Below are 23,229 nucleotides of genomic sequence, written 5' to 3' on the forward strand. Positions count from 1 at the left end.
TTTGACGTAACTCAATAATTTCAAAAAATTTGTCTTTCCACAATGACAGATAATGTCATTTTTGCAATAAATTGAATCGATCTGGCAAGCGCCGCGGCTTGGTATGACTGTTTACACAGACGATTGTCACCAATGCACTGCAAAGCTCGCTATTATGCTCATTCTTTATGATTTGTTCAAATACAATACTGCATGCCGTTTTATTTTTTATATTACAGGTAATAGTTATAAGATCATCTAATCTGGCAGGCTGTTTGTATTTTAATTCCACATCTGTGATAACAAAATGGCAGTCCTGCTTTGCTAACTCAGTAAGTACCAGGCCATTACTTCGCAACATCTCGGTTCTTGCTCTTTCGCAAAATTTCAGATAATTGGCATAATAAACGATACCCATGAAATCGGTATCTTCGGCATAAACACGAAACTGGCTGGAATGCGTAAATTGAGACACTAGATGCGCTCCGCAGGCTGTAATCCAAAAAGATGGTACGCCTGGACTGAAGCGACACGGCCTCTTGGGGTACGCATCAGAAATCCCTGCTGAATTAAGAAGGGCTCCAGCACGTCTTCAATCGTTCCTTTCTCTTCACCAATAGCCGCAGCGATACTGTCAACCCCGACAGGGCCACCATCAAAACGCTCAATAACTGCCAGCAATAATTTTCGGTCCATCATATCGAAACCATTTTTATCGATATCAAGCATCTCAAGTGCTTTTTTCGCCATATGCAGAGTGATAATACCTTCCCCGCAAACCTCAGCATAATCTCGCACGCGCCGGAGCAAACGATTGGCAATTCGAGGTGTTCCTCGTGAACGTAAGGCAATTTCTTTTGCACCAGCTTCTTCTGTGCTTACTTTAAGCAGATTGGCTGAACGCTTCACGATTTGGGTTAAGGAATCAGTGGAGTAGAATTCCAGGCGCTGAACAATGCCGAAGCGATCTCTTAATGGGGAGGTCAGCAAGCCTGCTCGGGTGGTGGCTCCCACCAGTGTAAATGGAGGTAATTCGAGTTTTATGGAGCGAGCGGCTGGTCCTTCGCCAATCATAATATCCAGTTTATAATCTTCCATCGCAGGATAAAGGATTTCTTCAATAACTGGGCTTAATCGATGAATTTCATCGATAAATAAAATATCGTTTTCTTCTAAATTGGTTAATAAAGCTGCAATGTCACCTGCTTTTTCTAATACTGGCCCGGACGTCTGGCGAAGATTGACCCCCATTTCATGAGCAATAATACCTGCAAGAGTGGTTTTACCCAAGCCTGGAGGTCCGAATACGAGAACATGATCAAGCGCGTCATATCGCTTTCTGGCCGCTTCAATAAAAATGCGCATTTGAGTGCGAACCGCATCCTGGCCGATATAATCATCAAGATTCAATGGGCGGATCGCTCGATCGATAGCTTCTTCTGAGCCAATTTGGACAGCACTTATCAAACGGTCGCTTTCGAGCATTTTTATTCGTGTTATTATCAAATGCCACATTCTAGCACAGCTATCGAACAAGATAATAGCAAGATCAATGACAAAAAAATCTATTTGAGAATAACGAGAATTGTTGAGCGAATACGGTGTATTCTTGAGCGGACTGTGCCTAATGGACAATGCATTCTGCGAGCAATCTCTTCATAAGCCAATCCTAAAACACTGTATAGATAAAAACACTTCTGCAGAGTTTTTGGTAAACTCAGCAGAAATCTGGTTATCTTCTCACTGAGTTCCAAACGAATCGCCTCTTGCTCGGGTGAGCTGTCCTGCGTATCGGGTTCTTCATTGAAAATTTCTACAGTATCCAGACGCCGGCTTCGATAATAATTAATAATTGTCGTTTGGGTAATCTTGTATAACCAGGTCTTAAAATTAGCTTTATGATCAAATTGATTGATAAAACGAAACACTTTAATGCAAACTTCCTGAGCGAGATCTTCTACATCAGCCATCTCATCTACCTGCGCTCTGATCTGGTATACAATGGTGGGACGATAATGGCACAAAAGTCTCCCAATAGCCGCTCTTTCTCCGCTTCGCGCCTGGTTCACCAATTCCCTATCTAGATCTTTTTCTAGCGCAGCCATGATATGCTCTTTAATTGCTCACATCTGATTTATCGTCATAAGAAACAATTGCTTTAACATTGTTCTTATTGATTATAACTCATTCACATTCAAACCGAGGATAATTGAGCGAAATTCTGTATGAGATAACTGATCGAGGAATATAGGTATGATTTTTCGCTGTTCTGGGGAGGACAACTCGAGAAGAAAAAATAGTCCGGTGTTTAACAAAACTCTACGCCGAGTGAAGATTATGCGCTGTCCGTTTTTGTTAAGAATCCATTCATCATAGAGATACTGGATGCTGATTTTCCCTGAAGGATAAGGAGACTTCAGAATATAAAGCATCTGGAGAATAATCAGGCAACTCAAGATAAGTTTTAAAAACAGCAGAAGAGAAGATGCCATTAACATATGGAATGCAAACAGATACAGTATGGAGGCTGTTTTGATATAGTTTGGCGATCTATTTAACTCTATGCCGCAACTTAATGAATTGTACAAGTTCGGATAACTCCTTATCCTCAGGCGATTCTTCTGTCATCAACCAATTATACAAATCCGGATCATCACAGCTTAACAATCTTTCCAGCGTATCAAACTGCTCATCCTTCATCTCGGCAAAACTAAACTCAAGAAAAGACTGGAACAGCAAATCAAGTTCAAGCATTCCTCTGCGGCATCGCCATTCAATTCTGGCTTTTCTAATTGGATCTATCATAATTTATGTATTTTAAAAATCGCCAAATGTTACAATACAATGCTAATGTACTGCAAATTTATTGTTATCTGGCGCTTTTATGAACACTATTCGAATTGATAACCGAGTTTATACTAAAATTGACTCCCCCAAAGAGAGCGGGCTATTTCCGCTGGGAGAAGAGTCTGCAACACTTTTTGATTTGAGTTACCTGGCACTTATCGAAGTCAGCGGTAATAAATCAATGGAATTTCTCCAGGGCCAATTAAGCTGTGATGTTTCAAAAGTGACATCTGACCAGATGCGTCAGGGAGCATTCTGTAACCTGAAAGGCAGAATTTTAAGCCTGGCAGATATTATCAGCTGGCAACGCTACTATTTGGTTGTACCAAATGATTTATGTGATAAAACCATTGAGTCACTAAACAAACCAGCCATGCTTAGCCGGGTTAAATTGCAGGCTGTTTCTGATTTCTTCATTTTTGGCTTATATGCCCCACCCGGCTCTCTACCTCTCGCCCATTTGGGCATTGAACTACCCGAACAGCAATATGAGCTTGTGTCCAATGATGTTTTTTGCTGTTATTCTCTTGGAAATAATTACTACCAAATCATAAGCCGAAGCAATGATCTTAAAAATAGTTTTATTGCACAAGAGCAATTCTATGGTTCCCTGGCATGGCATCAGCTACAGCTTCGACGCAAGCAAATAGAAATTTATCCCTCTTCCCGTGGACTTTTTCTACCGCATCGGCTGGATTTGCATCTGGCAGGCTATCTCGATTTCCAGAAAGGCTGTTATAAAGGACAGGAGATCATCGCCCGCACCCATTACAAAGCCAAGCTTAAGCATAAACTTGCGATTTATCTCATTGAGACTGATGAGCCATTAGTCCTTGGGCAGCGTATTTTAGCGGATGATAGAAATAGCGAGCTGGGAGAACTTGTCGACTTTTGTCCTTTAGAAAACAACCACTATCTGGTCGCAGCGAGTATTCATTTTGAACATCCCGAGATGGTTTATTTTGAAGGGCACCAGAATTCTGTCAGGCTACAGGAAAGCATATAACCCCGCCTGGCTTTTACTGCCATTAAGTTAGGTACACAAAAACCGTCTTTGCGAGCGTTAGTGAAGCAATCCAGATCCTAACTCTATTCAAGCTCGAGCTGGATTGCTTCACTTTGTTCGCAAAGACAACAGTTTAGTTTCTTGGTTCTATTTACGCAACAACGCCTTCGCGGGGAGGACAGTTTAATTAACCTTACTGTAGAAACTGCGAGTTACTTATTTGAGCCCGGCAGCATTTTCCTTAATACATCATCTCTATCAATAAAATGATGTTTTAAAGCGCCTGCAACGTGTAGAGCAATCAATGCAATCAGGATCCAGGCGATGGTTTCATGAAACTCAAACATTAAATCGGACAGGCTTTTGTCCGGCTTAACCCCTGGAAACGGAACATTGAAAAAACCAAAATAGCTTGGAGTGCGATCAGCTGCAACCGACATAATCCATCCTGAAAGCGGCATTAATATAAGAAATAAATACATAGAATATTGCACTACGCGGGAAAGGATTTTTTCCCAAAGTGGAACATTTTCTGGTAATGGAGGTCTTCCACTTTTAATTAACCAGATAATCCGCAGTATAACCAGCAAAAGAATACTCAAGCCTAATGACTTGTGAACCATATACGCTGTTGCTGCATACTGATCAGGGATCTCATCAAGGAAAAATCCCACCGCGAGCATTCCAAGTACCAATAAGGCGATAAGCCAATGAAAAAACTTGGAACCACTTGAGTAATGGGTTACCAACTCGCTTCTGTACATCTGAACTCCTTTTGATAAATCCAGGCAAGTGGCTTTATCATTTCAAGATATATCAATAAAAGCAATCATTTAATCGATTTAGAGTAATACTTATGTTCTAAGTGAAGGTGAGCAGATCTTACTGAATCCCGCGAACCGTTCTTCTTCTGTTTTAACGCTGGTCAATGCACCGTTCTCCATTATTTTTCGCCAGTAAAATAGTTGACTGGGAGGAATACCGTGTTTGCGTGCAATAAAGGATACTGTTACGCCTGTTTGGTAGGTTTCATGAACAATTTGTTGTTTTTCGTAAGCTGTCCAACGTTTTCGCTTACGACTGAAGTGAATTATTTCGTTACATTCTATTGTTATTATATTCATATTACTAGTCCTATTCCTAGTCGTTAATTTAAAACTAGGTGGACCGGTTTATTTGGGGGGCATTACAATAACAAGCCAGTGACCAACAATGACAAACGCATCGGGCAAAAAAAAATAATATACACTGAAAGCCAAGCCATAATCGACTCGGAATTTGTATTACAATTGAAAGACCTTTTTGAGAAGGCGATCTTAAAAAAATTAAATAAATATAATTTTGAAAACGGTATTTTAACTATTATATTTGATGACGAACTTCCTTATTTAAAGGCAAAAATTCAGGAAATGATAATTGAGCTGATTGGGTTTTATAAGGAGAAAATAAATAAATCTGAATTTAGAGAGATAATTTTTATTGGTACTCGAAATTTTTTTTCCGGTTAAATGAATCAACTTAATCTACCCCTTACATTTGTCCCGTTATCCTTAAAATAGTCAATGCAATGGTGAAAGCGCTGAATGGAATGTAGTTTGTCCAAATAAAGCAACATACTGATCAGAAATGCTATTAGCCAATCCAGCATATTTCCTATCAAATATGATGCGGAAACCCTATCTCAGTGGAGGCACTTATTCTGCTCCAGAGTTATCTAATATAACCGGTATTGCTGTAGCGCTAGTTTGTGGAAAACCTATAGGGATCGTTGGAATTAGTTGGATTTGTGTTAAGTTAAAATGGTGTAATTTACCAGATGGTATGACATGGAAAGGTATTTGGTTGGTAAGCCTTCTTACATGAATTGGATCTACCATGTCAATGTTTATTGCCATGTTAGCTTTTAATGATATAAAAATTTTAAATGCCGCAAAATTGGGAATATTACTGGGATCTGTTACTGCGACTATATTAGGACGTGTATGGGGTATAATTACCTGAAACAAATGGCCAGGAAGCAGAAGAAATAAACTAGTCTTTTTCCTTAATAAAATGATGCTCATATAAGCTTAAAAGTTTTTTACGGTCCTCTTTTAGCGGAAGACTTTCATTTGCAGCTTCTTTAAGGGATAGTGCCTGATTGGCTAAAATAGATTTATGTATGATATTAGTGATGTTTTTATGTATAGAAATAATCACTTCCATCAGATGAAAAGTTGCATTCCTATCCTTACATACATAAGGTTGTACTCTACTAAACATTAGATCACAAAACTCCTGAAAGGAAATCGGTTTAGTTATTAATCGTAATTTATTCTCAATATCTGCTCTATAGGCCGAAGGCTCGTCCGTTTTTGATAATTTTTGTATGCTTGATTGAAGCCAATCCAAACAGGTCATCGCTGTGAAAGGATCATTAATACCTGGTGATAAAGCACGAGCAATGATTTCAACCATTTCATCTACTAGAAAAAGGATGTCCTGCTCTTGATTGCGTTTGTGGCCTAATGCAAACACATCAGTACATTGTTTCTGTATATCCTCATCCACCTTTTGAGAGGAAAAAATAGTAAGCAGAGTAGCGTCTTCAGTAATATAAGTTCCAGGCCTTACTTCTAATTGAATAATTAAATCATTCTTCGTAGCAATATCAATTAGTGAATTCCCCTCCAAGATACGAATGTAGCCCTGGTTAGTGGACTTCACAAGGGTTTTCCTTAGCAAGGATAAGTCTATTGATTTTTGTGTGTGTTCTTTGCCTATATTAATGGGAAATTGACAGCTGATTTGACTATTTAAATCTCCTCCGACTTGGGCAATCACATTAGACATATTAATACTTTCAGGGATGTGATGAATAAAGCTAATTAAAACAACTAGACTACTAATAGTAAAGATAATAGCCATCAGCAAAGAAATTTGTGGAATAAAAACCTGCCCATTAATCTGTGGAATACCTTCTTTATTCGCATTAAAAAGCGCTAATAAAATAAATAGGCAAAATAAAAATGTAGCAATGAAAGTACCCAATGTGATTTGATTTGCTCTATCCCTCATAAAATTTGAAGTGAGTCTTGGGCCAACCTGACTGCCAGCGAAAGCAACGGCTACAATAGTCATAGAGAATGTCACTCCGGCTACCGTAATCATCGAAGTGGCGATTGTGGATAAAATACTGCGAGCTCCTTCGGGATTGCTGGCATGAAACCAACCCCATTTTTCTAACCAATGCCAAACGAGCATATGATCTAAACGTAAAGTTAAAACAGCAAGTAAGAGGGAAATGATGCACATCAGTAAAGGGATATACCAATAACTCGCTCGTAACTTAGAAAAAAAGTCCAGTATTTTTGATTTCATTCATATTCCTTGGAGCGTGCCATTGCCCTATGATTCTGATTAATTAGAACGATGCAGTCTCTTCATAAGTTATTGTTGCGGTACTACCTTCTTTTAAGTCTTCACTATCAAATAGAAGTTGGGGTAATCCCCCATTTTTAACCGAAGTCAAAAGTAGAGGATTATGCCACTAAGGCCAATTTTCGCCTTGGAGGAATACCTCCAATAGCCATATTAGGACGTTCGTTGTTGTACGTCCATAACCATTGTGTCGCATGAAGTTGAACTTCTGCAATGCTTTCAAATAAAAATTGACTTAACCCGCCATATCTAACGGTGCGATTATGTTCAATATAAGCATTTTGCTGCGGATTTCCAGGCTGAATAAAAACCAACTGTATCTGATTTATATCCGCCCATTGTTGCAGCAGTTTGCTAATATATTCAGGACCATTATCACAACGTATTTGCCGAGGTTTACCCCGCCACTCGATGATTTGACTGAGCGCTCAAACCACGCGCTCTGCCGGCTAGGACAGATCGACCTCGATGGCAAGGCCTTCGCGGTTGAAGTCATCAATCACATTTAACAAGCGATAGCTACGGCCATCCTCTAACTGGTCATGCATAAAATCCATCGACCAACATTCGTTGATTGAAGTAGGTACCGCAAGGCATCTGGCTTGTCCCTCATTAACCGCTTTTTAGGCTTTATTCGCATATTGAGTTCCAAGTCCCGATAGATTCGATAAACCCGTTTGTGATTCCAGGGGAAATCCCTTCACATTGCGTAGGTATAAGAAACATAAACCGAAGCCCCAATTACGCTGGCTCTGCGCTAATTGCAGCAACCAGTCCGAAATCAGCGCGTTTTCATCATTCAATTTGGCTTGATAGCGATATGTAGTGGTCTAATATTACCCTACGCTTAGAAGATGGCTCTCTGAAGAACTTAAGCAACTAGTTTCGATGCTCCAAGTCCGGTCGGATAGTGTCAACTATTGGTCAATGGCCTCCAATGACTAAGGCACACTGGCCGGGCGGTGGAACTGGCTTACAACGTTATCCGATGGTGCTAACATACCGTATTTTTTAGTGAACGAGCAATTGGATGAGTTGTAGCAAGGGGCCTCATACTGTTTATTTCTTACTCGCGACTTTCCCGGCTCTGGATATATTCGCGATGGAGTCTTTAAGAACCATCGAAGAGAAAAAGGTCATGGACCGTGTGACAAAAGCCAGGATATTAATCGAGACAGAGGGAAAAAAGACGGCGTTGAATGGGTTTCAAAAAAATTCAAGTCGAATTCTTGCCATTGAACTGAATGGTATGGTGCTAGCCTCCCCTATTCATCCCGAAACAATAGGGACTAATCAATGGTGGTATAAAGATGATTTGGGCGTTTTAGTCGTCCAAGAGGAGATTGCAAAAGCCAAGGCCGGAGGCGGATGGCTTAACGGCCGGTTTAGGAAAAATCACCTCACGGGCCATTATGCCTGCCGAAAACTTTACATTCTTCCCATACAAAACGATTTCTTTATCGGCTCCTGGTATTACTATCCTCCCAGCGAAGAGAATGACTGTCCCATGTAGTCAGGACTAGCGGTAAACCTGACGAAAGGGAGAAATGCTATTCGTGATTAATTCAATTGATATCCCCCTTCATCTCTATTTTTTATTAGCGATATCGATCCACGTGACATGTTGCTACAGAGCGGATCTCTATCCACAATGGCTTCATTAAAAAATCCCATTCTCGCTTTATTGTGTTTGCTTGTTTTTTCCAATTCTCTTTGGGCGATAAAGGCGTTTACCAATTCCAGTCCGGTGCAGTTACCAGCCAGTATCGCGGTGGATTTTGCTTTCGCCAACACATCGTCGAGAGTTGGGGAGAGGGGTATAAATGGAATATTACATAGCAATATTCTTGTCAATTCAATTTGATCGGGGTGTGCCGCTGAATCGATTAAGGCTTTTTGATAATTGCCAGTATCTCTAATTTCTAGCTTCACTGTTCTATCAAGACAGTCAAAACCTTCTATCAGAGAATCTAGGCAATGCAATTGAAGCTGCTGAAAGTAGTTAGAGACTTTAAACTCCTGCAAAACCCATTGTTGCGCTGAAATACTAACGTCAGATTTAAAGTTAAAGGGATTATTCGATTGGTTTATCCCATTGGGAAAAATTTTATTCCGCCAGGGATCGGCTACAATAATGGCTTCATTATCTAAAAATAATTCGGCATCGACAGTCATTGGATTGGTCTTATTTTGAAACGGATCGCTTTGAAGTAATTGATTAGAGCGTGGAATAATAAGTACAAAGCCGTGATTGACCTGTTCGCTTTCATAGGCTGCATAGAACACTCTATAGCGTTTAGATAAGTAAGTGGTATTGGATAGCAGAGCCGCTAAATAGGCGGATTGATCCCCACAGTCGCCAATGTGATATTGAAGCATTAAACGAATGCAGACGTAATGTTCATGCTCAGCTGCCAGGGCATTGATTGTATTGTAAATCAAATTTTGTTTATTCCCCATTGTTTTATAGGGTCCAAACTCCTCTCTATCAATGTGATATAAAGAACCGCTGAACGAATAATCAATTTGGGATCCGATGAACCTGCAGTAATGCTCGACATAAAATAAGACTCCGTTTTTCATTTAATCTCCGTTTAGAAAAGGTCACTAAATTGCAAGGCAATTCATTTTATAGAAAAAATTCCAATTGAGAGTGAGTAATTTCTCCATGGCGCAATACTTAAATTACTCAATATTGTAGAAAGACATGGTATTGGTGGTTTACTTTAAGAGTTTTTGACATTTCCGGCTAAGGGGATTATTAACAAATGATATTGTTATTGCTTCGGAATTATCACGACCAGGACGTTCCTTCAAGGAAACACTTCATACAATAGAAACAATTATCCAGGATAAACAAGCAAGATTGATTCTCATTAAGCAGAATCTTGATTTAAACCCACAGTTAAAGATAATGTAACCAATAAAGTGCTGATTACCATTTTTTCAATGCTGGTGGAGCTGGAAAGTGAGTTTATTTCAGAGAGAACCAAAGAGGGATTAAAGGCACATGCTGCCAAAGGAATTAAACTTGGCAAACCGAAAGGAGTAATACAAGCTTCTATGTATGATCAGGATAAAGAAAAAATTTTACATCTTCATAATTTGGGGGGGTTCAATAAAAAAATTATGCCAATACATCTGGGCTATGGCAAATATTTATCGTTAAAAGCCTTTATTGATAAATTTAGGATAATGGAATGAATCAAGGCTCATGAAAATATAAAAAACTTAATCAATGAAGCGCCAACAATGAACAACAAGGGACTGATATGATAATCAAAAAACTAGCTCTAAGTATTTTAGCTCTATCACCAATATTAAGCACTTCTTACTCAAATGAAGCCCCAAAAGAAGCCTCTTCAGTAACTAAAAATGCCAATGATGATTTATTAAACGAATTGCCATTCAATGACAAAGAGTCTTTTGATAATGCATCTAAAGGGCTTATTGCCCCCTTGCCAGATAAAGGGGTGATTAAAAATGCTAATGGTACTATTGTATGGGATTTAAGCAACTTTTCATTTATCAAAAAAGACAGCCTTTCTCCAGACACGGTTAACCCGAGTTTATGGCGACAGTCCCAGCTCGTTTCAATGGGAGGGTTATTTAAAGTTAATGAACATGTATATCAAGTGCGTACTGCTGACCTTTCCAATATTACCTTTATTGAAGGGCCTCAAGGCATCGTGATCGTTGACCCATTAATTTCTACGGAAACAGCAAAAGCCTCCCTGGATTTATATTTTAAACACCGACCTAAAAAACCTGTTGTGGCAGTTATTTATACGCATAGCCATGTCGATCACTATGGCGGGGTTAAAGGAGTAGTTACAGAAGATGATGTTAAAGCAGGAAAAGTAAAAATTGTAGCGCCTATTGGATTTACTGAAGCTGCTGTAGCTGAAAATGTGATGGCTGGCAATGCGATGAGCCGAAGGGCTAGCTACATGTATGGTAATTTACTACCTATGTCACCTACGGGGCAAGTTGGAGCAGGCTTGGGAATGACCACCTCATCTGGAACAGTATCACTTATAGCCCCTACCGACCTCATCAAAGATAACCAACAACATTTGAATTTAGCAGGCTTGGATTTTGTTTTTTATATGGCACCAGACTCTGAAGCACCCTCTGAAATGTTTTTTTACATCCCAGAATACCATGCTTTATGTACTGCTGAAGATGCAACCCATACCTTACATAACACTTACTCTCTGCGAGGAGCCAAAATTAGAGACCCATTGGCCTGGTCTAAATATTTGAACGAAGTCCTTTATCTTTGGGGCAACGATGTTCAGGTATTGTTCGCGCCTCATCACTGGCCCGTTTGGAATAGAGACAATATAGTTAAGCATCTAAAATTACAACGCGATATGTACCGGTTTATTAATGATCAAACCCTACACTATGCAAACCAAGGGTTTACTATGGATGAAATAGCTGAAAAAGTGAACCTTCCCGATACATTAAATCATTATTGGTCAAACAGAGGCTATTATGGGACCATGAACCATAATACCAAGGCAACTTATGTCAAATATTTAGGTTGGTTTAGCGGTAATCCAGCTACATTACATCCTCTAGTTCCTGTGGAGTCTAGTAAAAAATACGTCGATTATATGGGGGGCGCTTCCAAAATTATGGAGCAGGCCAGAAAAGATTACAGTCAAGGAAATTATCGTTGGGTGGCCGAAGTAATGAATCATGTGGTTTTTGCGGAACCAAACAATCAGGAAGCCAGAAATCTTGAGGCGGATGCCTTAGAGCAAATGGGCTATCAAGCAGAGTCAGGCCCATGGCGTAATTTCTATCTAAGCGGAGCTAAGGAATTGCGTGATGGCGTCCAAAAAGGCGCCACTCCCGACACGGCAAGTCCAGATACTATTCGCGCAATGAGTACTGATTTGTTTTTCGATTATCTAGGCGTTAAATTAGATGGCATAAAAGCTGCTAATACCACACTTACATTAAATTTTGTTTTCCCTGATGTTAATGAGAAATACATCGTAGAGCTCAATAATGGCAGCTTGCATCACATTAAGGGATATCAATCAGATATAGCAGATGCAACGATTACAATCAATAGAGAGATCTTAAATCAAATTATTCTTAAACAAAAAACAGTTACCAGCACACAAGCCAACAATGAGTTAAAAATTGAAGGCAATCAAGAGTCATTAAAGCAATTATTGGGTTTAATCGACAACTTTGATTTTTGGTTCAATATTGTAACCCCTAATCAATAATGGTTTGGCCTCACTGTCAATGGATAGTGAGGCTCGTACCCTTTTATCAATTAGGTTGGTTGAAACTAAATGTGGCAAACTGCCCCGACTCTCAAAAATTGCCTCCTAATTTTACTGCATTACCGGAAAAACTGTCACAATAAACCAGTCGATCCCCAACACCAGTATATGCTGGATTTTGTGAAAGAAATTGCTGATAAAAGTGGCTTTTCCTATGGCAGCCGGCGGATGCAGAGAGCGTTAAATGCTCTGGGATATCCGGTCGGCAGAGGCAAAACACGAAGCCTGATACAAGAAGCCAATGTGATAGTGCGTTACAGGAAAAAATACAAAGCTAACTCTTCAAAAATACTCTGCCCCCAACTGCCCGTTACAGTTTTTTTACTGATGTAAGCACCAATATCCCAGTAAAGTAAAATTAGTGTACTATTCACTTGCTGCCAGACTTTCGATTTGGCCGATACGATCATTCGATGGATTTCATCGAAGTCATTTTCATAGCTACTATTAATGGTTTTGTCATTTTTTAATCTCTACATATTCAGGTATCGATACAAGCTAGGCCGGGATATTTTTAAAGCACTACAAATTTCATCGATTGAAATATGTTTATCCTGATGCATTCTTTTAGCCGTAATAACTTTGGGGTGATCTGCACTGATTTTTGGCCGCCCGCCTTTTCTTCCGCGAGCTCGAGCTGCTGTTAATCCTGCCAGTGTTCGCTCCTGGATTAAGCTTATCTATAAAAATATTCTTCCGAATGCATCCTGCTTTTATTAAGGCATCAATCTGTAAATTGAGATTCTGCTCTACGGTACTTACGCGTGCATAACCGATTAGTCGGCCAATATGGTCTGTCATCTCATAAATATTCAATATTAATAAGTTTATGATTATGTTAATTAGATGGGTTTACAATACATTGAGAAGCTTATTTTATAAAGCTCGACATTATTAGAGATTCATATCTCAAAAAACGACTGTTTTGTAAACATGCTTTTTCTCAGCAGTTGATAACTCATCAACCAGATTATAGGACTGATTACTATTAGAGGATGAAAACCATCAATCTTTGCGAACGAAGTGAAGCAACCAGATCGAAACTTGTACAAAGCTATAAGAGCTGCTTCGCCAACGCTCGCAAATACGGTTTTCATTTATGCAACACCCCTGTGCATCCTTACACCAGGGCTTCTTTTTCGGTCATTTGCATCGTGGTCTGTGTTAAATCAAGCAGTTCACGAATCGCAACAAAGTACATTGTGTAATTCAAACTGGAACTGGCACGAAGATCAGCCAATATATGCTGCCAACGTTCAATCAAACCGGAATGGCTCTCAGCCCATGCAGTGAAACAACCCATGAAATCCTTCTGCTGATTGTCCAGCGTAATCACTCCCATTGTAAGCTGTCTTTGCTGCCAATCCAAATCATCACGTAATGCCTCACGTGACAACGCTTCCCAGTTATTGTCTGTTGGATGAGCAATAATTTGAGAACGGATCCAGTGCAGATCGAGAAACTCTCCAATCCCAAAATAAAGTTCGGCCACTTTAGTTACACTAATATCAAGCTGCCGAGCAATTTCCACAATATCCATCGCTGAAAATAAAGCACGGACGGCTGTTAGATCACGAGCAAGCTCAGGGCTTAATCCCTCTTCCAGCTGCTGATTATATTGAGTTAGGTAAACTTCTTTATAATCAGCGCCGAATATGCCAGGAATCGCTTGTTTTAGTTCAGCTACCCCTGGGGCGAAAGCCTTAACAGCCTTACTGATATTTAAACGCAGACGCTGGTTACGCAAGAACCATCTTGTGGTTCGTCTCAACAAGCGCACACAAGACATAACCAGATCCATTTGCTTTTCAACCGTGATCTGAGTTTCCAGATTTTCAATCTGATGCCAGATGTTATCAATATCCAGAATACTTCTTGCAATCATATAGGCTCTTGCAATGGCAGATACAGGCGCGCCGGTTTCATCTTGCATACGAAATACAAAATGGAAGCCCATTTCATTAATGATAATATTGCTTAATTTTGTAGCAATAATTTCACGTTTCAATGGGTGCTCCTGCATTTGCTTACTGAATCGCTCTTGCAGAGGCTTAGGGAAATAGCTCACCAAAATTCCTTTCAGATAACTATCTTCCGGCACATTGGTTGCCAGGATTTGCTCTTTAAGAATGGTCTTACTATAACTCTGCAATACCGCGATAGCTGGACGCCCAAGCCCTTTGCCCAGGAGCTTTCTCTCCATGAAGACTTTATCGTCTGGCAAAAACTCCAAAGCCCGATCGATTTTACCAGTACGCTCTAACTCGTTAATATAGCGAGTATGCAATTCGACCATCCGCAGGGAATTTTCGGCTGTAAAACTAATGGACCGGGTCTGGGCAAAATTATCTTTAAGTACCAATGCCGCGACTTCTTCCGTCATTTCTTCTAAAAGCTCATTTCGCTGTTTAAAAGTTAAATCACCGGCAGCAACAATTGTATCCAGCAAAATCTTGATATTGACTTCTTTATCTGAACAACTTACCCCTGCGGAGTTATCGATAAAATCTGTATAAATCAAACCGCCAGCCAGGGAATATTCGGTTCTGGCAAGCTGTGTCAAACCAAGATTTCCGCCCTCGGCAACCACTTTACAGCGTAGTTGCGTCGCGTTGATACGGATTGCGTCATTGCTTCGATCTCCAACATCCAGATGCGTTTCAGTGGTCGCTTTAACAAAAGTACCGATACCAGCACTCCAGAGCAAGTCGACTTTGGAACGTAAAATGATTCGAATCAGTTCATTGGGCTCGATATCTGATTGCTTAATACCGAATGCCTGCTTCATTTCCTTGCTGACAGCAATCGATTTTGCATTACGATTAAATACGCCGCCACCCTTTGAAATTAATTTTTTATCATAATCCGCCCAGGTTGAGCGAGGTAAATTGAACAGGCGCTGACGTTCATTAAAACTGGTTTCGGGGTTCGGGTTAGGATCAACGAAGATATGCATATGGTTGAAGGCGGCAACCAGTTTGATGCGATGCGATAAAAGCATGCCGTTGCCAAATACATCACCCGCCATGTCACCAATACCCACCACAGTAAAGTCGGTGGTATTGATATCGACATTCATTTCATAGAAATGCCGTTTGACCGATTCCCAGGCTCCACGTGCAGTAATACCAATTTTCTTGTGATCATAGCCCACCGATCCGCCGGAAGCGAAAGCATCTCCCAGCCAGAAACCAAATTCCAGCGAGATTGCATTGGCAATATCAGAAAAGGTGGCGGTCCCTTTATCCGCCGCGACGACCAGGTAGGGATCATCTTCGTCAAAACAAATAACATTCGCCGGCTTGACGACATGACTGTCTTTATAATTATCAGTAATATCAAGCATACCGCGAATGAAATCCTGGTAACAGGCAATACCTTCCGCCAGGATCTCTTCTCTGGAACCATTGGCAGGCAAACGTTTGGGAACAAATCCTCCCTTCGCTCCTGAAGGCACAATTACCGCATTCTTGACCTGCTCGGCTTTCATCAATCCCAGGATTTCAGTGCGGAAATCTTCACGACGATCCGACCATCGCAATCCCCCGCGAGCTACTTTACCGCCACGAAGATGTACTCCCTCAAAGCGGGGAGAATAAACGAAAATCTCAAATAAAGGATGCGGTTTAGGCAAATTAGGTATCAGCTTGCTATTTAATTTAATAGAAACATAGGGCTTATAATTCCCCTGCTTGTCCAATTGATAATAATTCGTCCTTAATGTCGCCGCCATTGTATGCACATACTGTCTGATAATTTTGTCTTCATCCAGATTGGCTACGTTATCCAGTGCGGCAAACACTTCTTCTACTTTCTCGCCAAATTGAATTTCACGCTTTGGATTAGCCTCTGGATTAAAGCGCATTTCAAAAAGCTCAACCAGTTTTTTAGCAATCAGCGCATTGTTATTCAGTGCAGATTCAATATATTCCTGGCTGAAGGTCAGACCTATTTGCTTGAAATAACGCGCGTAAGTACGCAAAACTGCGACTTGTCTCCAGTTTAAACCAGCGGCCAGAACCAATTGATTAAAGCCGTCATTTTCTGCTTCACCAAACCAGACACTGGCAAAGGCATTCTGGAATAAATCTTTAATTTCATCGATATCAAAACATTCACCCCCGGTGTATTGCAATGAAAAATCATTGATCCAGGTTGTTTTGCCATCTTCAAATTTTAAAGTATAAGGTCTTTCACTTATGGCGCGCATACCCAGCCGTTCAATGATAGGCAGCACATCCGAGAGCGGAATAGTATTATCATGCTGATAGATTTTTAGCCTGAAGCTGCTCGCCACTTCATCCATCGGACGATAGAAGTTCATTACCAGGGGATTATCTTTCGATAATGCCTCTATATGTTTGATATCATAAACTGCTGTTCGCGGAGTAAAATTATCTTTATACGCACCAGGGAATGCAGATTTGTAGCGCGCATTCAGCCTGTTTGAGACTTCTTCACCGAAGGCCTCTGACAGAAAGTGTTGCAAATCATCCGTCCAGGAACGGCCAATTTCAATCAGCTTCTGTTCGATTTCTTTAAAATCCCACTCGGTATTATCCTGAGGATTGGTTTTGATGATAAAGTGAATACGGGCAAGAACCGACTCTGAAAACCAGGTCGAAAAACTGATTTCCTGCGCGTTAAAACTCTCGGCAAGTTCTTTTTGCATTGCCTGACGCAATTCAGTATTAAACCGTTCCTTGGGAACATAAACCAGGCAGGAAACAAAGCGGCGATAAACGTCTGTGCGAGCAAACATGCGGATACGGCGACGTTCCTGCATGTAGAAAATGCCCATAGAGATTTCAAGTAATTCATCTTCAGACGCCTGGATCAAATCGTCGCGAGGCAGAGTTTCCAGAATATTCAGCAGGACTTTGCCAGCATGGCTGCGAGGATTCAAATTGGAATTTTTCATCACGGTCGCGACTTTATGCCTTAGAAAAGGAATATGCTTGGGATTGGTATTATAAGCCGCAGAGGTGTAAAGACCAATGATGCGTCTTTCTCCGATAACCTGCCCTTGTTTATTAAAACGTTTCACACCGATATAATCGGTATAGGCACTGCGGTGAACGGTAGCTTCTGTGTTAGTTTTGAACATCACAAGAGCACGATTGGATAATGTCAATTCACGTGCCTCAGGCGTCATTGCCGAAATACTGCGCACATTTGACTTGCTCATACTGGATCTCAGAACCCCCAGGCCCGTTTGTGCAATCGGCTGAAGAATGGTTTCCTGTCCTTTATGAACCAGATCATAATCCCGTATACCAAGAAAAGTGAAATGATGGTCTTCTATCCAGCCTAAAAATTCTTTGGCCTCCTCCACCTCAGCCTGATCGATTATTCCTGCAGCTTCACTAAGCTCGTCAATCGCTTCACGGACTCGTTGCCGCATCATTGGCCAATCTTCAACAATAGCGCGATTATCTTCCAGAACCCGCTCGAAATTACGATGTAATTCTTCAAGCACTTCAGGATCAGTCTGGCGATCAATCTCGATAAAAATAGGGGCTTCTACATAGATGGACGATCCTTTTTCACTGCTGCCTCTTGGCAATACCTCAGCAACCTGGTGCTGTTTATCTCTGCGAACAGTAAATCCGCCCATATGAATCACTAAATGGGAAACCAGGCCAAGACGGTTAATCACCATGCGTAATGTGTCAACCAGAAAAGGCATATCGTCAGTGATGACCTCAACAACAGTATGAGTTGTCTGCCATCCATGCCGTTCGTAATCGGGATTATAGATACGAATTTTGGTTTCATTGGGAGAACGTTGCTGAATGAGCGCCCAAAAATTGATAGCTGCACCATACAAGTCATCAATATCCCATTCACCCAAATCTTCAAGGGCAACGGTGCCAAAAAACTGACGAACAAATTCGGCACAATAAAGGCCCTGATCACCGGTCATTTTCTGACGTAATTTATCAACAACTTCCTGGATTATCAGATCCTTGCCCGCTTCAAACTTATAAGACATGCATTTACCTCATCAGGATGGGAAATAAATTTTTGAGGAATTATATACTGGACCCCATTCAATTTGCGAGAAATTAAAGCATAGAAATTGCAACTGTTATTGAATATATACCGGGGTTCCTACTTCTACCCAGTCCGACAGGGCAATAATGTGGCTATTTCTCATACGAATGCAGCCATGGGAGCCGGGATGGCCCAATGGGGTAGTATCAGGTGTTCCATGAAGATAGATGAATCGTTTAAGACTGTCTACTTCTCCGCCCTGGTTTCGACCTGGCTCCATTCCATCCAGTTGGAGAATGCGCGTCAGGATCCAGTCTCGCTCGGGGAATTGGCTTGCCAGTTCCTCGGTGTACATTTCTCCAGTCCATTCTCTGGCGACAAATACCGAGTTAGCTTCCGCCGTTAATCCCAATTTACTATAAATACGATGCCAGCCTCTGGGGGTACGGAAACTGCCCTTTTCCTCCCCTAGGCCGTTTTTGGCTGAAGATATCGGATAAACATTAATTAATGAGTCGTATGCATAGCAATACATCGACTGCACCTGGGTATTAATAACTATAATCTGACGGCTCATTTTATTGCGACAGTTTTAACATTCACAAACTCAAGAATACCTTCACGCGAAAGCTCTCTCCCCAAACCTGAGTGTTTTGTACCCCCAAATGGGACACGTGGATCTGATGCGACAAAGGTATTCACAAAGCAGGATCCGGCATCTATTTTATCACGGGCTATCCTTTCGCCGCGCGAAATATCACGGGTAAAAACCGCTGCGCCCAAACCATATGAGCTGTGGTTGGCAAGCTCTATTCCCTGCTCTTCATCCTTCGCATCGATTAGGGCAATCACTGGTCCGAATAATTCCTCATTAAACGCCGGCATTCCCGGTTTTACATCTACAAGCAAGGTAGCGGGATAATAAAAACCCTCTCTCTGCGGAATTTTTCCTCCTGTAATCAGCCGACATCCTTTAGTCAGGCTTTGTTCTACTTGTTTCTGAAGAGTTTCTCTCAGATCGTTTCTCGCGAGCGGCCCCAACTTTGTTGTATTTTTTGCCGGATCATCCATTTGATAGGCAGCTATTAATTGTTCTATTTTCTGCTGTAACGTGTCTTTAACAGAATGTACCGCAATTACACGTTTAGCAGCGATACAAACCTGGCCGCAATTATTCAGCCTGGAAGAAACCACAGCCTGGGCAGCGATATCCAAATCCGCATCTTCCAAAATTAAATAAGGATCACTTCCCCCTAACTCCAAAACCGCTTTCTTCAAATTTGAAACGGCTAGCCCGCCCACAATCCGCCCGGCTTTTTCACTGCCTGTAAAACTCAATCCGGCCACCTCGGGGTGTGCAATCACTTTTGCTGCCACGTCATTATCTATAATCAGATTTTGAAATAAATGGTTTGGAAAACCTGCTTCGAGAAATAATTGTTCCATCGCATTGCCAGCACCAATGGAAATCGGTGCGTGTTTCAAAAATACCGCATTTCCCGCCATGATGGCCGGAATGGCACAGCGAAAAACCTGCCAGAAGGGAAAATTCCAGGGCATAATCGCTAAAATAACCCCGAGCGGTTTGTAACAGACAAATGTTTTTTTCATTTCCGTCTGAATGCTGTGATCAGCCAGATAATGCTCTGCATTTTCGGCATAATGCTCACAAACCCAGGCGCATTTTTCAATTTCAGCCTGAGACTGGGTTATAGGTTTACCCATTTCCATCGTAATAATTTGAGCCAGCTCTTCAGACTTTTGCCGCAATAACTTTGCCAATGCCAGCACCAGCGTCGATTTTTCAGCGAAAGTTTTGCTTTTCCAATGTTTAAATGCCGTATGAGCGTTATGAATCCTGGTTTCGGCAGTCCTGTAATCCAGAGCCTTATATTCGTTAATCAGATGCTCATTCGCCGGATTAATTGTTTGAAATATCATATTCCATCTCCTGTAGGCATTTTCCCCGAACCAAAAGACCGAGAAGCAGTTTAAATTAGTATAACACTTCGCCCCCCTTTTCAGGAAACGGGCACTTTAAAGTTCATTTATTAATTAATTGGAGTATTTTTTACTAACAATTTTCGCTAAATACACAAATATCTCAATCAGATGACCGCTATCCTTGCCTCAGATAAATGATTATTGTTACTATTTTGCTATTTGTAATCGTTGGAATAATTCCAACACTAAACTAATGTGTTTTGCAAATGTAATCTGCAAAAACCGCCATACAGGATTAGAAATGACAAAACAAAAACTGGGCTACCGTTTTTCTCATTATTTGGTCGCCTGGGCAGTACATGCCTTTACCGCCAGTGCTGCGTATGTGGGAATATTGACCCTTATTAAAATTTACCAGCAGGAATATCAACAGGCACTGTGGTATATGGCCATTGCGGTTGTAATCGATGCGCTGGATGGCACCTTGGCAAGACTTGTAAAGGTCAAAATGGTATTACCCAATATCGATGGCGCCTTGCTGGATAATCTCGTGGATTATGTTAATTATGTGATAACTCCCTGCTTTTTCCTATACGCCAAAGCAGATATGCTTCCACCTTCACTGGGTTTATTAATTATTATTGCGATTACAATCACTTCGTCCTACCAGTTTACCCAGTCTGATGCTAAAACCCCGGATCATTTCTTTAAAGGATTCCCCTGTTACTGGAATATTGTTATTTTTTACATGTTTATTTTTAACACATCAATGTATACCAATGCCTTGATTCTTGCCGTTTTATGTCTCCTGGTTTTTGTTCCAGTCAAATACGTCTATCCCTCGCGGCTCGACTATCTGACTGAATCCAGGGCACTAAAGGTGCTGATGCATGTCTTCTCAATAATGTATGGAGTTTGCTCTGCGATTATTTTATGGACCTATCCCGAGCTAAACCCATTTTGTCTGGCTGTCTCACTCATTTATGTGGTGGTTTATTTGTTATTGAGCATTTACAGAACGTATTACCCGATGATCAAATCACGAATCACTGCTCATCGCGAAGAATTAGAGAGCAAGGTTTAAAAGGAGGTTCACTTTTAGACTCAATCTCATTAGAATAGCCGCTTTTACATTGGTATAAAGGTTAATAATGTCATCATTAAAGACAGGATTTGCAGGAATTTTATCGCTGCTGGCTTCAGTAAGCAGTTATGCAGAGGGGTTTCCTCGTGGGTGCGAAGTCACCGGTTTTGGGTATAATGGCTATAATCTGGTTCTTAATGAGACGGGTGATCAAAGCTTTTATTTAATACAGAATCGCAGTACGCATCATGTTGAACTACAGCGTATCGAAACAAAAGAAGTCTTTATGAGCCCTCCTCTGACCGCAAAATTACAAGCTGCTAACTGGGCGGCCTTTGCATCCGATGAAAAAGAGTTTAACTTTCAATGTTTTGTTGTTGAAGACAACAACACTGAAAAAGTAGATTGCCGTGAAGTGCTCGACGTATGTCAATATCCAAGAGCAAAATTTGCTTTAAGCAACATGGGCAATTATTGGGTTTCTACTAACAAACCACAGCGCGAAATTATCAATGACGCAGCAGCCAAAGGCATCTATTTACGCTGGTAACAAGATGCCATTAACATTCCGTGATTATTTCTTTTGGATGCTTGGTATTGTGGGTGCAATCATTACGCTTTATGGTTTCACCCAGACCAATGCGCAGGCTTATTATGTAGCAGGCTCAAGCCTTCTATTGCTTACTGCTATTTACTCCAGACTGGTATTTTTTATTGCTCTTGAACTCATTCTGATTGCAGGGCACGGCGCGATCTTGCTGGGCATTGGCTCTATTCTGCAATTTGCCATCCCGGTCTTGTTATGCGTGCAGCTGCTAATCTTTTTTTATCTGATAGGACAGCTTAATAATATTTTCCTTCTGATAGGTATAGTCGGTATTGCCAGCTTATCGATAGGTTTTTCTTATGCTAATGAATGGATATTTTTTATTGGCGGAATATCCCTGGCAACTTATGCATTTTCTATTGTAAAGAAGAACCCTCTGGTATTACTCTGGGCGGTTTTAAACAGTCTATTCGCACTCATTGCTATTATTAATGTGATTTTTTAGAAAATTGCACAAAGGAGTTGGTTATGGCAAGAACACCTTCAAATATGAAAGAGCTGGGCTCTGCAGCGCCCGAATTTTCCCTGACAGATGTTATTTCCAATGACAAAGTTGAATTGCGTTCTCACAAGGGTCAGATTGCCACAGTGATCATGTTTATTTGCAATCATTGTCCCTATGTAAAACATGTTAATAAAGAGTTGAGCCAATTGGCAAAAGACTACACTGGTAAAGGAATAAGCTTCATTGCCATTAATTCAAATGATGTAAAAAACTATCCTGATGACTCTCCTGAGAATATGCGAATTACTGCACAAACAGAAGATTATCAGTTTCCTTATCTGTTCGATGAAACTCAGGATGTTGCCAAAGCCTATCAGGCGGCCTGCACCCCGGATTTCTTTATCTATGATGCGAATCTGACACTGGTTTATCGTGGACAACTTGACGACTCACGTCCGGGAAATCAAATTCCGGTGTCCGGTATTTCTATCCGCAATGCACTGGATTGTCTGTTAAACGCACTGCCCGTTTCCACAGAGCAAAAACCAAGTTTGGGATGCAATATCAAATGGAAAGAATAATTAAATTTAG

Annotated in this window: 23 protein-coding genes and 4 pseudogenes; 12 read left to right on the top strand and 15 right to left on the bottom strand. The window is 40.9% G+C overall.

Going from position 1 to position 23,229, the window contains the following annotated elements; all coding sequences use genetic code 11:
- Window positions 1-55: 55 nt before the first annotated feature.
- The 4 genes from ybgC to E1O89_RS04175 all read right to left on the bottom strand — a co-directional run bounded on the left by ybgC (window position 56) and on the right by E1O89_RS04175 (window position 2,784).
- The gene (ybgC, locus tag E1O89_RS04160) at window positions 56-454 is read right to left on the bottom strand and encodes a tol-pal system-associated acyl-CoA thioesterase (protein ID WP_165483057.1); all 399 of its coding nucleotides are present in this window, start codon (window positions 452-454) and stop codon (window positions 56-58) included.
- Window positions 454-1,464, bottom strand: coding sequence for a Holliday junction branch migration DNA helicase RuvB (ruvB, locus tag E1O89_RS04165; RefSeq protein WP_133139080.1), 1,011 nt, complete (start codon window positions 1,462-1,464; stop codon window positions 454-456). The genes ybgC and ruvB overlap by 1 nt, the downstream gene beginning before the upstream one ends.
- 80 nt (window positions 1,465-1,544) lie before the next feature.
- On the bottom strand, window positions 1,545-2,084 hold the full coding sequence (locus E1O89_RS04170; RefSeq protein ID WP_133139081.1) for a sigma-70 family RNA polymerase sigma factor: 540 nt from the start codon (window positions 2,082-2,084) through the stop codon (window positions 1,545-1,547).
- 445 nt (window positions 2,085-2,529) lie between these two features.
- Window positions 2,530-2,784, bottom strand: coding sequence for a succinate dehydrogenase assembly factor 2 (locus tag E1O89_RS04175; protein WP_133139082.1), 255 nt, complete (start codon window positions 2,782-2,784; stop codon window positions 2,530-2,532).
- A gap of 79 nt (window positions 2,785-2,863) precedes the next feature.
- Between E1O89_RS04175 and E1O89_RS04180 the strand changes: the two genes are divergently transcribed.
- A complete protein-coding gene (locus tag E1O89_RS04180; protein ID WP_133139083.1) occupies window positions 2,864-3,832 on the top strand; it encodes a YgfZ/GcvT domain-containing protein in 969 nt (322 codons plus the stop codon).
- A 212-nt stretch (window positions 3,833-4,044) separates the two neighbouring features.
- Here E1O89_RS04180 and E1O89_RS04185 read toward each other — a convergent pair whose 3' ends face one another.
- Together E1O89_RS04185 and E1O89_RS15750 are read right to left on the bottom strand one after the other, a co-directional pair.
- Window positions 4,045-4,596, bottom strand: a complete 552-nt coding sequence (locus E1O89_RS04185) for a cytochrome b (protein WP_133139084.1) — start codon at window positions 4,594-4,596, stop codon at window positions 4,045-4,047.
- A 90-nt stretch (window positions 4,597-4,686) separates the two neighbouring features.
- On the bottom strand, window positions 4,687-4,956 hold the full coding sequence (locus tag E1O89_RS15750) for a transposase (RefSeq protein WP_133139085.1): 270 nt from the start codon (window positions 4,954-4,956) through the stop codon (window positions 4,687-4,689).
- 78 nt (window positions 4,957-5,034) lie between these two features.
- Here E1O89_RS15750 and E1O89_RS04195 point away from each other — a divergent pair, with 78 nt between their 5' ends.
- Both E1O89_RS04195 and E1O89_RS15755 read left to right on the top strand, forming a co-directional pair.
- Complete coding sequence (locus E1O89_RS04195) at window positions 5,035-5,340, top strand: hypothetical protein (RefSeq protein ID WP_133139086.1); 306 nt, start codon at window positions 5,035-5,037, stop codon at window positions 5,338-5,340.
- 157 nt (window positions 5,341-5,497) lie between these two features.
- Window positions 5,498-5,833, top strand: a pseudogene (locus E1O89_RS15755) (Na+/H+ antiporter NhaA).
- Between the two features lie 30 nt (window positions 5,834-5,863).
- Here the strand turns inward: E1O89_RS15755 and E1O89_RS04205 are convergent.
- Both E1O89_RS04205 and E1O89_RS04210 read right to left on the bottom strand, forming a co-directional pair.
- The gene (locus tag E1O89_RS04205; RefSeq protein WP_133139087.1) at window positions 5,864-7,192 is read right to left on the bottom strand and encodes a DUF2254 domain-containing protein; all 1,329 of its coding nucleotides are present in this window, start codon (window positions 7,190-7,192) and stop codon (window positions 5,864-5,866) included.
- A gap of 161 nt (window positions 7,193-7,353) precedes the next feature.
- Window positions 7,354-8,079: pseudogene (locus E1O89_RS04210) on the bottom strand (IS3 family transposase); the annotation flags it as partial.
- Between the two features lie 203 nt (window positions 8,080-8,282).
- Here E1O89_RS04210 and E1O89_RS04215 point away from each other — a divergent pair.
- Window positions 8,283-8,765, top strand: a complete 483-nt coding sequence (locus tag E1O89_RS04215; protein ID WP_133139088.1) for a cache domain-containing protein — start codon at window positions 8,283-8,285, stop codon at window positions 8,763-8,765.
- Window positions 8,766-8,812: 47 nt separating this feature from the next.
- Here E1O89_RS04215 and E1O89_RS04220 read toward each other — a convergent pair whose 3' ends face one another.
- Complete coding sequence (locus E1O89_RS04220; protein ID WP_133139089.1) at window positions 8,813-9,835, bottom strand: hypothetical protein; 1,023 nt, start codon at window positions 9,833-9,835, stop codon at window positions 8,813-8,815.
- 196 nt (window positions 9,836-10,031) lie between these two features.
- Here E1O89_RS04220 and E1O89_RS15760 point away from each other — a divergent pair, with 196 nt between their 5' ends.
- The 4 genes from E1O89_RS15760 (at window position 10,032) to E1O89_RS15765 (ending at window position 12,894) form a co-directional block, all read left to right on the top strand.
- On the top strand, window positions 10,032-10,172 hold the full coding sequence (locus tag E1O89_RS15760; RefSeq protein WP_410054759.1) for a hypothetical protein: 141 nt from the start codon (window positions 10,032-10,034) through the stop codon (window positions 10,170-10,172).
- Window positions 10,173-10,180: 8 nt separating this feature from the next.
- A complete protein-coding gene (locus tag E1O89_RS15560; RefSeq protein ID WP_133139090.1) occupies window positions 10,181-10,456 on the top strand; it encodes a recombinase family protein in 276 nt (91 codons plus the stop codon).
- 68 nt (window positions 10,457-10,524) lie between these two features.
- Window positions 10,525-12,501 (top strand): alkyl/aryl-sulfatase, encoded by a 1,977-nt coding sequence (locus E1O89_RS04230; protein ID WP_133139091.1) that lies wholly within the window; start codon window positions 10,525-10,527, stop codon window positions 12,499-12,501.
- A 69-nt stretch (window positions 12,502-12,570) separates the two neighbouring features.
- The gene (locus tag E1O89_RS15765) at window positions 12,571-12,894 is read left to right on the top strand and encodes an IS3 family transposase (protein WP_133139092.1); all 324 of its coding nucleotides are present in this window, start codon (window positions 12,571-12,573) and stop codon (window positions 12,892-12,894) included.
- On the opposite strand, the pseudogene E1O89_RS15770 reads toward E1O89_RS15765, so the two are convergent.
- The 6 genes and pseudogenes from E1O89_RS15770 to E1O89_RS04260 form a co-directional block, all read right to left on the bottom strand.
- A pseudogene (locus E1O89_RS15770) lies at window positions 12,894-12,971 on the bottom strand (hypothetical protein); the annotation flags it as partial. The gene E1O89_RS15765 and the pseudogene E1O89_RS15770 sit on opposite strands and share 1 nt — an antisense overlap.
- A 63-nt stretch (window positions 12,972-13,034) precedes the next feature.
- The gene (locus E1O89_RS15720; protein ID WP_316043236.1) at window positions 13,035-13,124 is read right to left on the bottom strand and encodes a helix-turn-helix domain-containing protein; all 90 of its coding nucleotides are present in this window, start codon (window positions 13,122-13,124) and stop codon (window positions 13,035-13,037) included.
- Window positions 13,125-13,230: 106 nt separating this feature from the next.
- Window positions 13,231-13,362: pseudogene (locus E1O89_RS15725) on the bottom strand (recombinase family protein); the annotation flags it as partial.
- Between the two features lie 319 nt (window positions 13,363-13,681).
- Window positions 13,682-18,556, bottom strand: a complete 4,875-nt coding sequence (locus E1O89_RS04250; RefSeq protein ID WP_133139094.1) for an NAD-glutamate dehydrogenase — start codon at window positions 18,554-18,556, stop codon at window positions 13,682-13,684.
- Window positions 18,557-18,652: 96 nt separating this feature from the next.
- A complete protein-coding gene (locus E1O89_RS04255; RefSeq protein ID WP_133139095.1) occupies window positions 18,653-19,135 on the bottom strand; it encodes a L,D-transpeptidase in 483 nt (160 codons plus the stop codon).
- Entirely contained in the window at window positions 19,132-20,499 is a 1,368-nt protein-coding gene (locus E1O89_RS04260) for an NAD-dependent succinate-semialdehyde dehydrogenase (RefSeq protein WP_133139096.1), read from the bottom strand. Before E1O89_RS04260 ends, E1O89_RS04255 begins: the two co-directional genes overlap by 4 nt.
- Window positions 20,500-20,803: 304 nt before the next feature.
- Between E1O89_RS04260 and pcsA the strand changes: the two genes are divergently transcribed.
- From pcsA to E1O89_RS04280, 4 genes are all read left to right on the top strand, one after another.
- A complete protein-coding gene (pcsA, locus tag E1O89_RS04265) occupies window positions 20,804-21,586 on the top strand; it encodes a phosphatidylcholine synthase (RefSeq protein WP_133139097.1) in 783 nt (260 codons plus the stop codon).
- Window positions 21,587-21,653: 67 nt separating this feature from the next.
- Window positions 21,654-22,136 (top strand): enhanced entry protein EnhB, encoded by a 483-nt coding sequence (locus tag E1O89_RS04270; protein WP_112219744.1) that lies wholly within the window; start codon window positions 21,654-21,656, stop codon window positions 22,134-22,136.
- A gap of 4 nt (window positions 22,137-22,140) precedes the next feature.
- A complete protein-coding gene (locus tag E1O89_RS04275) occupies window positions 22,141-22,638 on the top strand; it encodes a hypothetical protein (RefSeq protein WP_172458252.1) in 498 nt (165 codons plus the stop codon).
- 23 nt (window positions 22,639-22,661) lie between these two features.
- Window positions 22,662-23,219, top strand: a complete 558-nt coding sequence (locus E1O89_RS04280) for a thioredoxin family protein (RefSeq protein WP_133139098.1) — start codon at window positions 22,662-22,664, stop codon at window positions 23,217-23,219.
- Window positions 23,220-23,229 lie beyond the last annotated feature (10 nt).

The organism is Legionella genomosp. 1, assembly GCF_900640215.1.
In the GTDB taxonomy this organism is placed as follows: Bacteria; Pseudomonadota; Gammaproteobacteria; order Legionellales; family Legionellaceae; genus Legionella_C; species Legionella_C quinlivanii_A.

Coding starts and splice junctions, on each gene's coding strand:
- E1O89_RS04255 (WP_133139095.1), bottom strand. CDS start 19,135: ATGAGCCGTCAGATTATAGTTATTAATACCCAGGTGCAGTCGATGTAT.
- E1O89_RS04280 (WP_133139098.1), top strand. CDS start 22,662: ATGGCAAGAACACCTTCAAATATGAAAGAGCTGGGCTCTGCAGCGCCC.
- E1O89_RS04220 (WP_133139089.1), bottom strand. CDS start 9,835: ATGAAAAACGGAGTCTTATTTTATGTCGAGCATTACTGCAGGTTCATC.
- E1O89_RS15750 (WP_133139085.1), bottom strand. CDS start 4,956: ATGAATATAATAACAATAGAATGTAACGAAATAATTCACTTCAGTCGT.
- E1O89_RS04230 (WP_133139091.1), top strand. CDS start 10,525: ATGATAATCAAAAAACTAGCTCTAAGTATTTTAGCTCTATCACCAATA.
- E1O89_RS04270 (WP_112219744.1), top strand. CDS start 21,654: ATGTCATCATTAAAGACAGGATTTGCAGGAATTTTATCGCTGCTGGCT.
- E1O89_RS04250 (WP_133139094.1), bottom strand. CDS start 18,556: ATGTCTTATAAGTTTGAAGCGGGCAAGGATCTGATAATCCAGGAAGTT.
- ruvB (WP_133139080.1), bottom strand. CDS start 1,464: ATGCTCGAAAGCGACCGTTTGATAAGTGCTGTCCAAATTGGCTCAGAA.
- E1O89_RS04175 (WP_133139082.1), bottom strand. CDS start 2,784: ATGATAGATCCAATTAGAAAAGCCAGAATTGAATGGCGATGCCGCAGA.
- E1O89_RS15765 (WP_133139092.1), top strand. CDS start 12,571: ATGTGGCAAACTGCCCCGACTCTCAAAAATTGCCTCCTAATTTTACTG.
- E1O89_RS04180 (WP_133139083.1), top strand. CDS start 2,864: ATGAACACTATTCGAATTGATAACCGAGTTTATACTAAAATTGACTCC.
- pcsA (WP_133139097.1), top strand. CDS start 20,804: ATGACAAAACAAAAACTGGGCTACCGTTTTTCTCATTATTTGGTCGCC.
- E1O89_RS04170 (WP_133139081.1), bottom strand. CDS start 2,084: ATGGCTGCGCTAGAAAAAGATCTAGATAGGGAATTGGTGAACCAGGCG.
- E1O89_RS04260 (WP_133139096.1), bottom strand. CDS start 20,499: ATGATATTTCAAACAATTAATCCGGCGAATGAGCATCTGATTAACGAA.
- E1O89_RS04215 (WP_133139088.1), top strand. CDS start 8,283: ATGAGTTGTAGCAAGGGGCCTCATACTGTTTATTTCTTACTCGCGACT.
- E1O89_RS04205 (WP_133139087.1), bottom strand. CDS start 7,192: ATGAAATCAAAAATACTGGACTTTTTTTCTAAGTTACGAGCGAGTTAT.
- E1O89_RS04185 (WP_133139084.1), bottom strand. CDS start 4,596: ATGTACAGAAGCGAGTTGGTAACCCATTACTCAAGTGGTTCCAAGTTT.
- E1O89_RS04275 (WP_172458252.1), top strand. CDS start 22,141: ATGCCATTAACATTCCGTGATTATTTCTTTTGGATGCTTGGTATTGTG.
- E1O89_RS15720 (WP_316043236.1), bottom strand. CDS start 13,124: ATGCATCAGGATAAACATATTTCAATCGATGAAATTTGTAGTGCTTTA.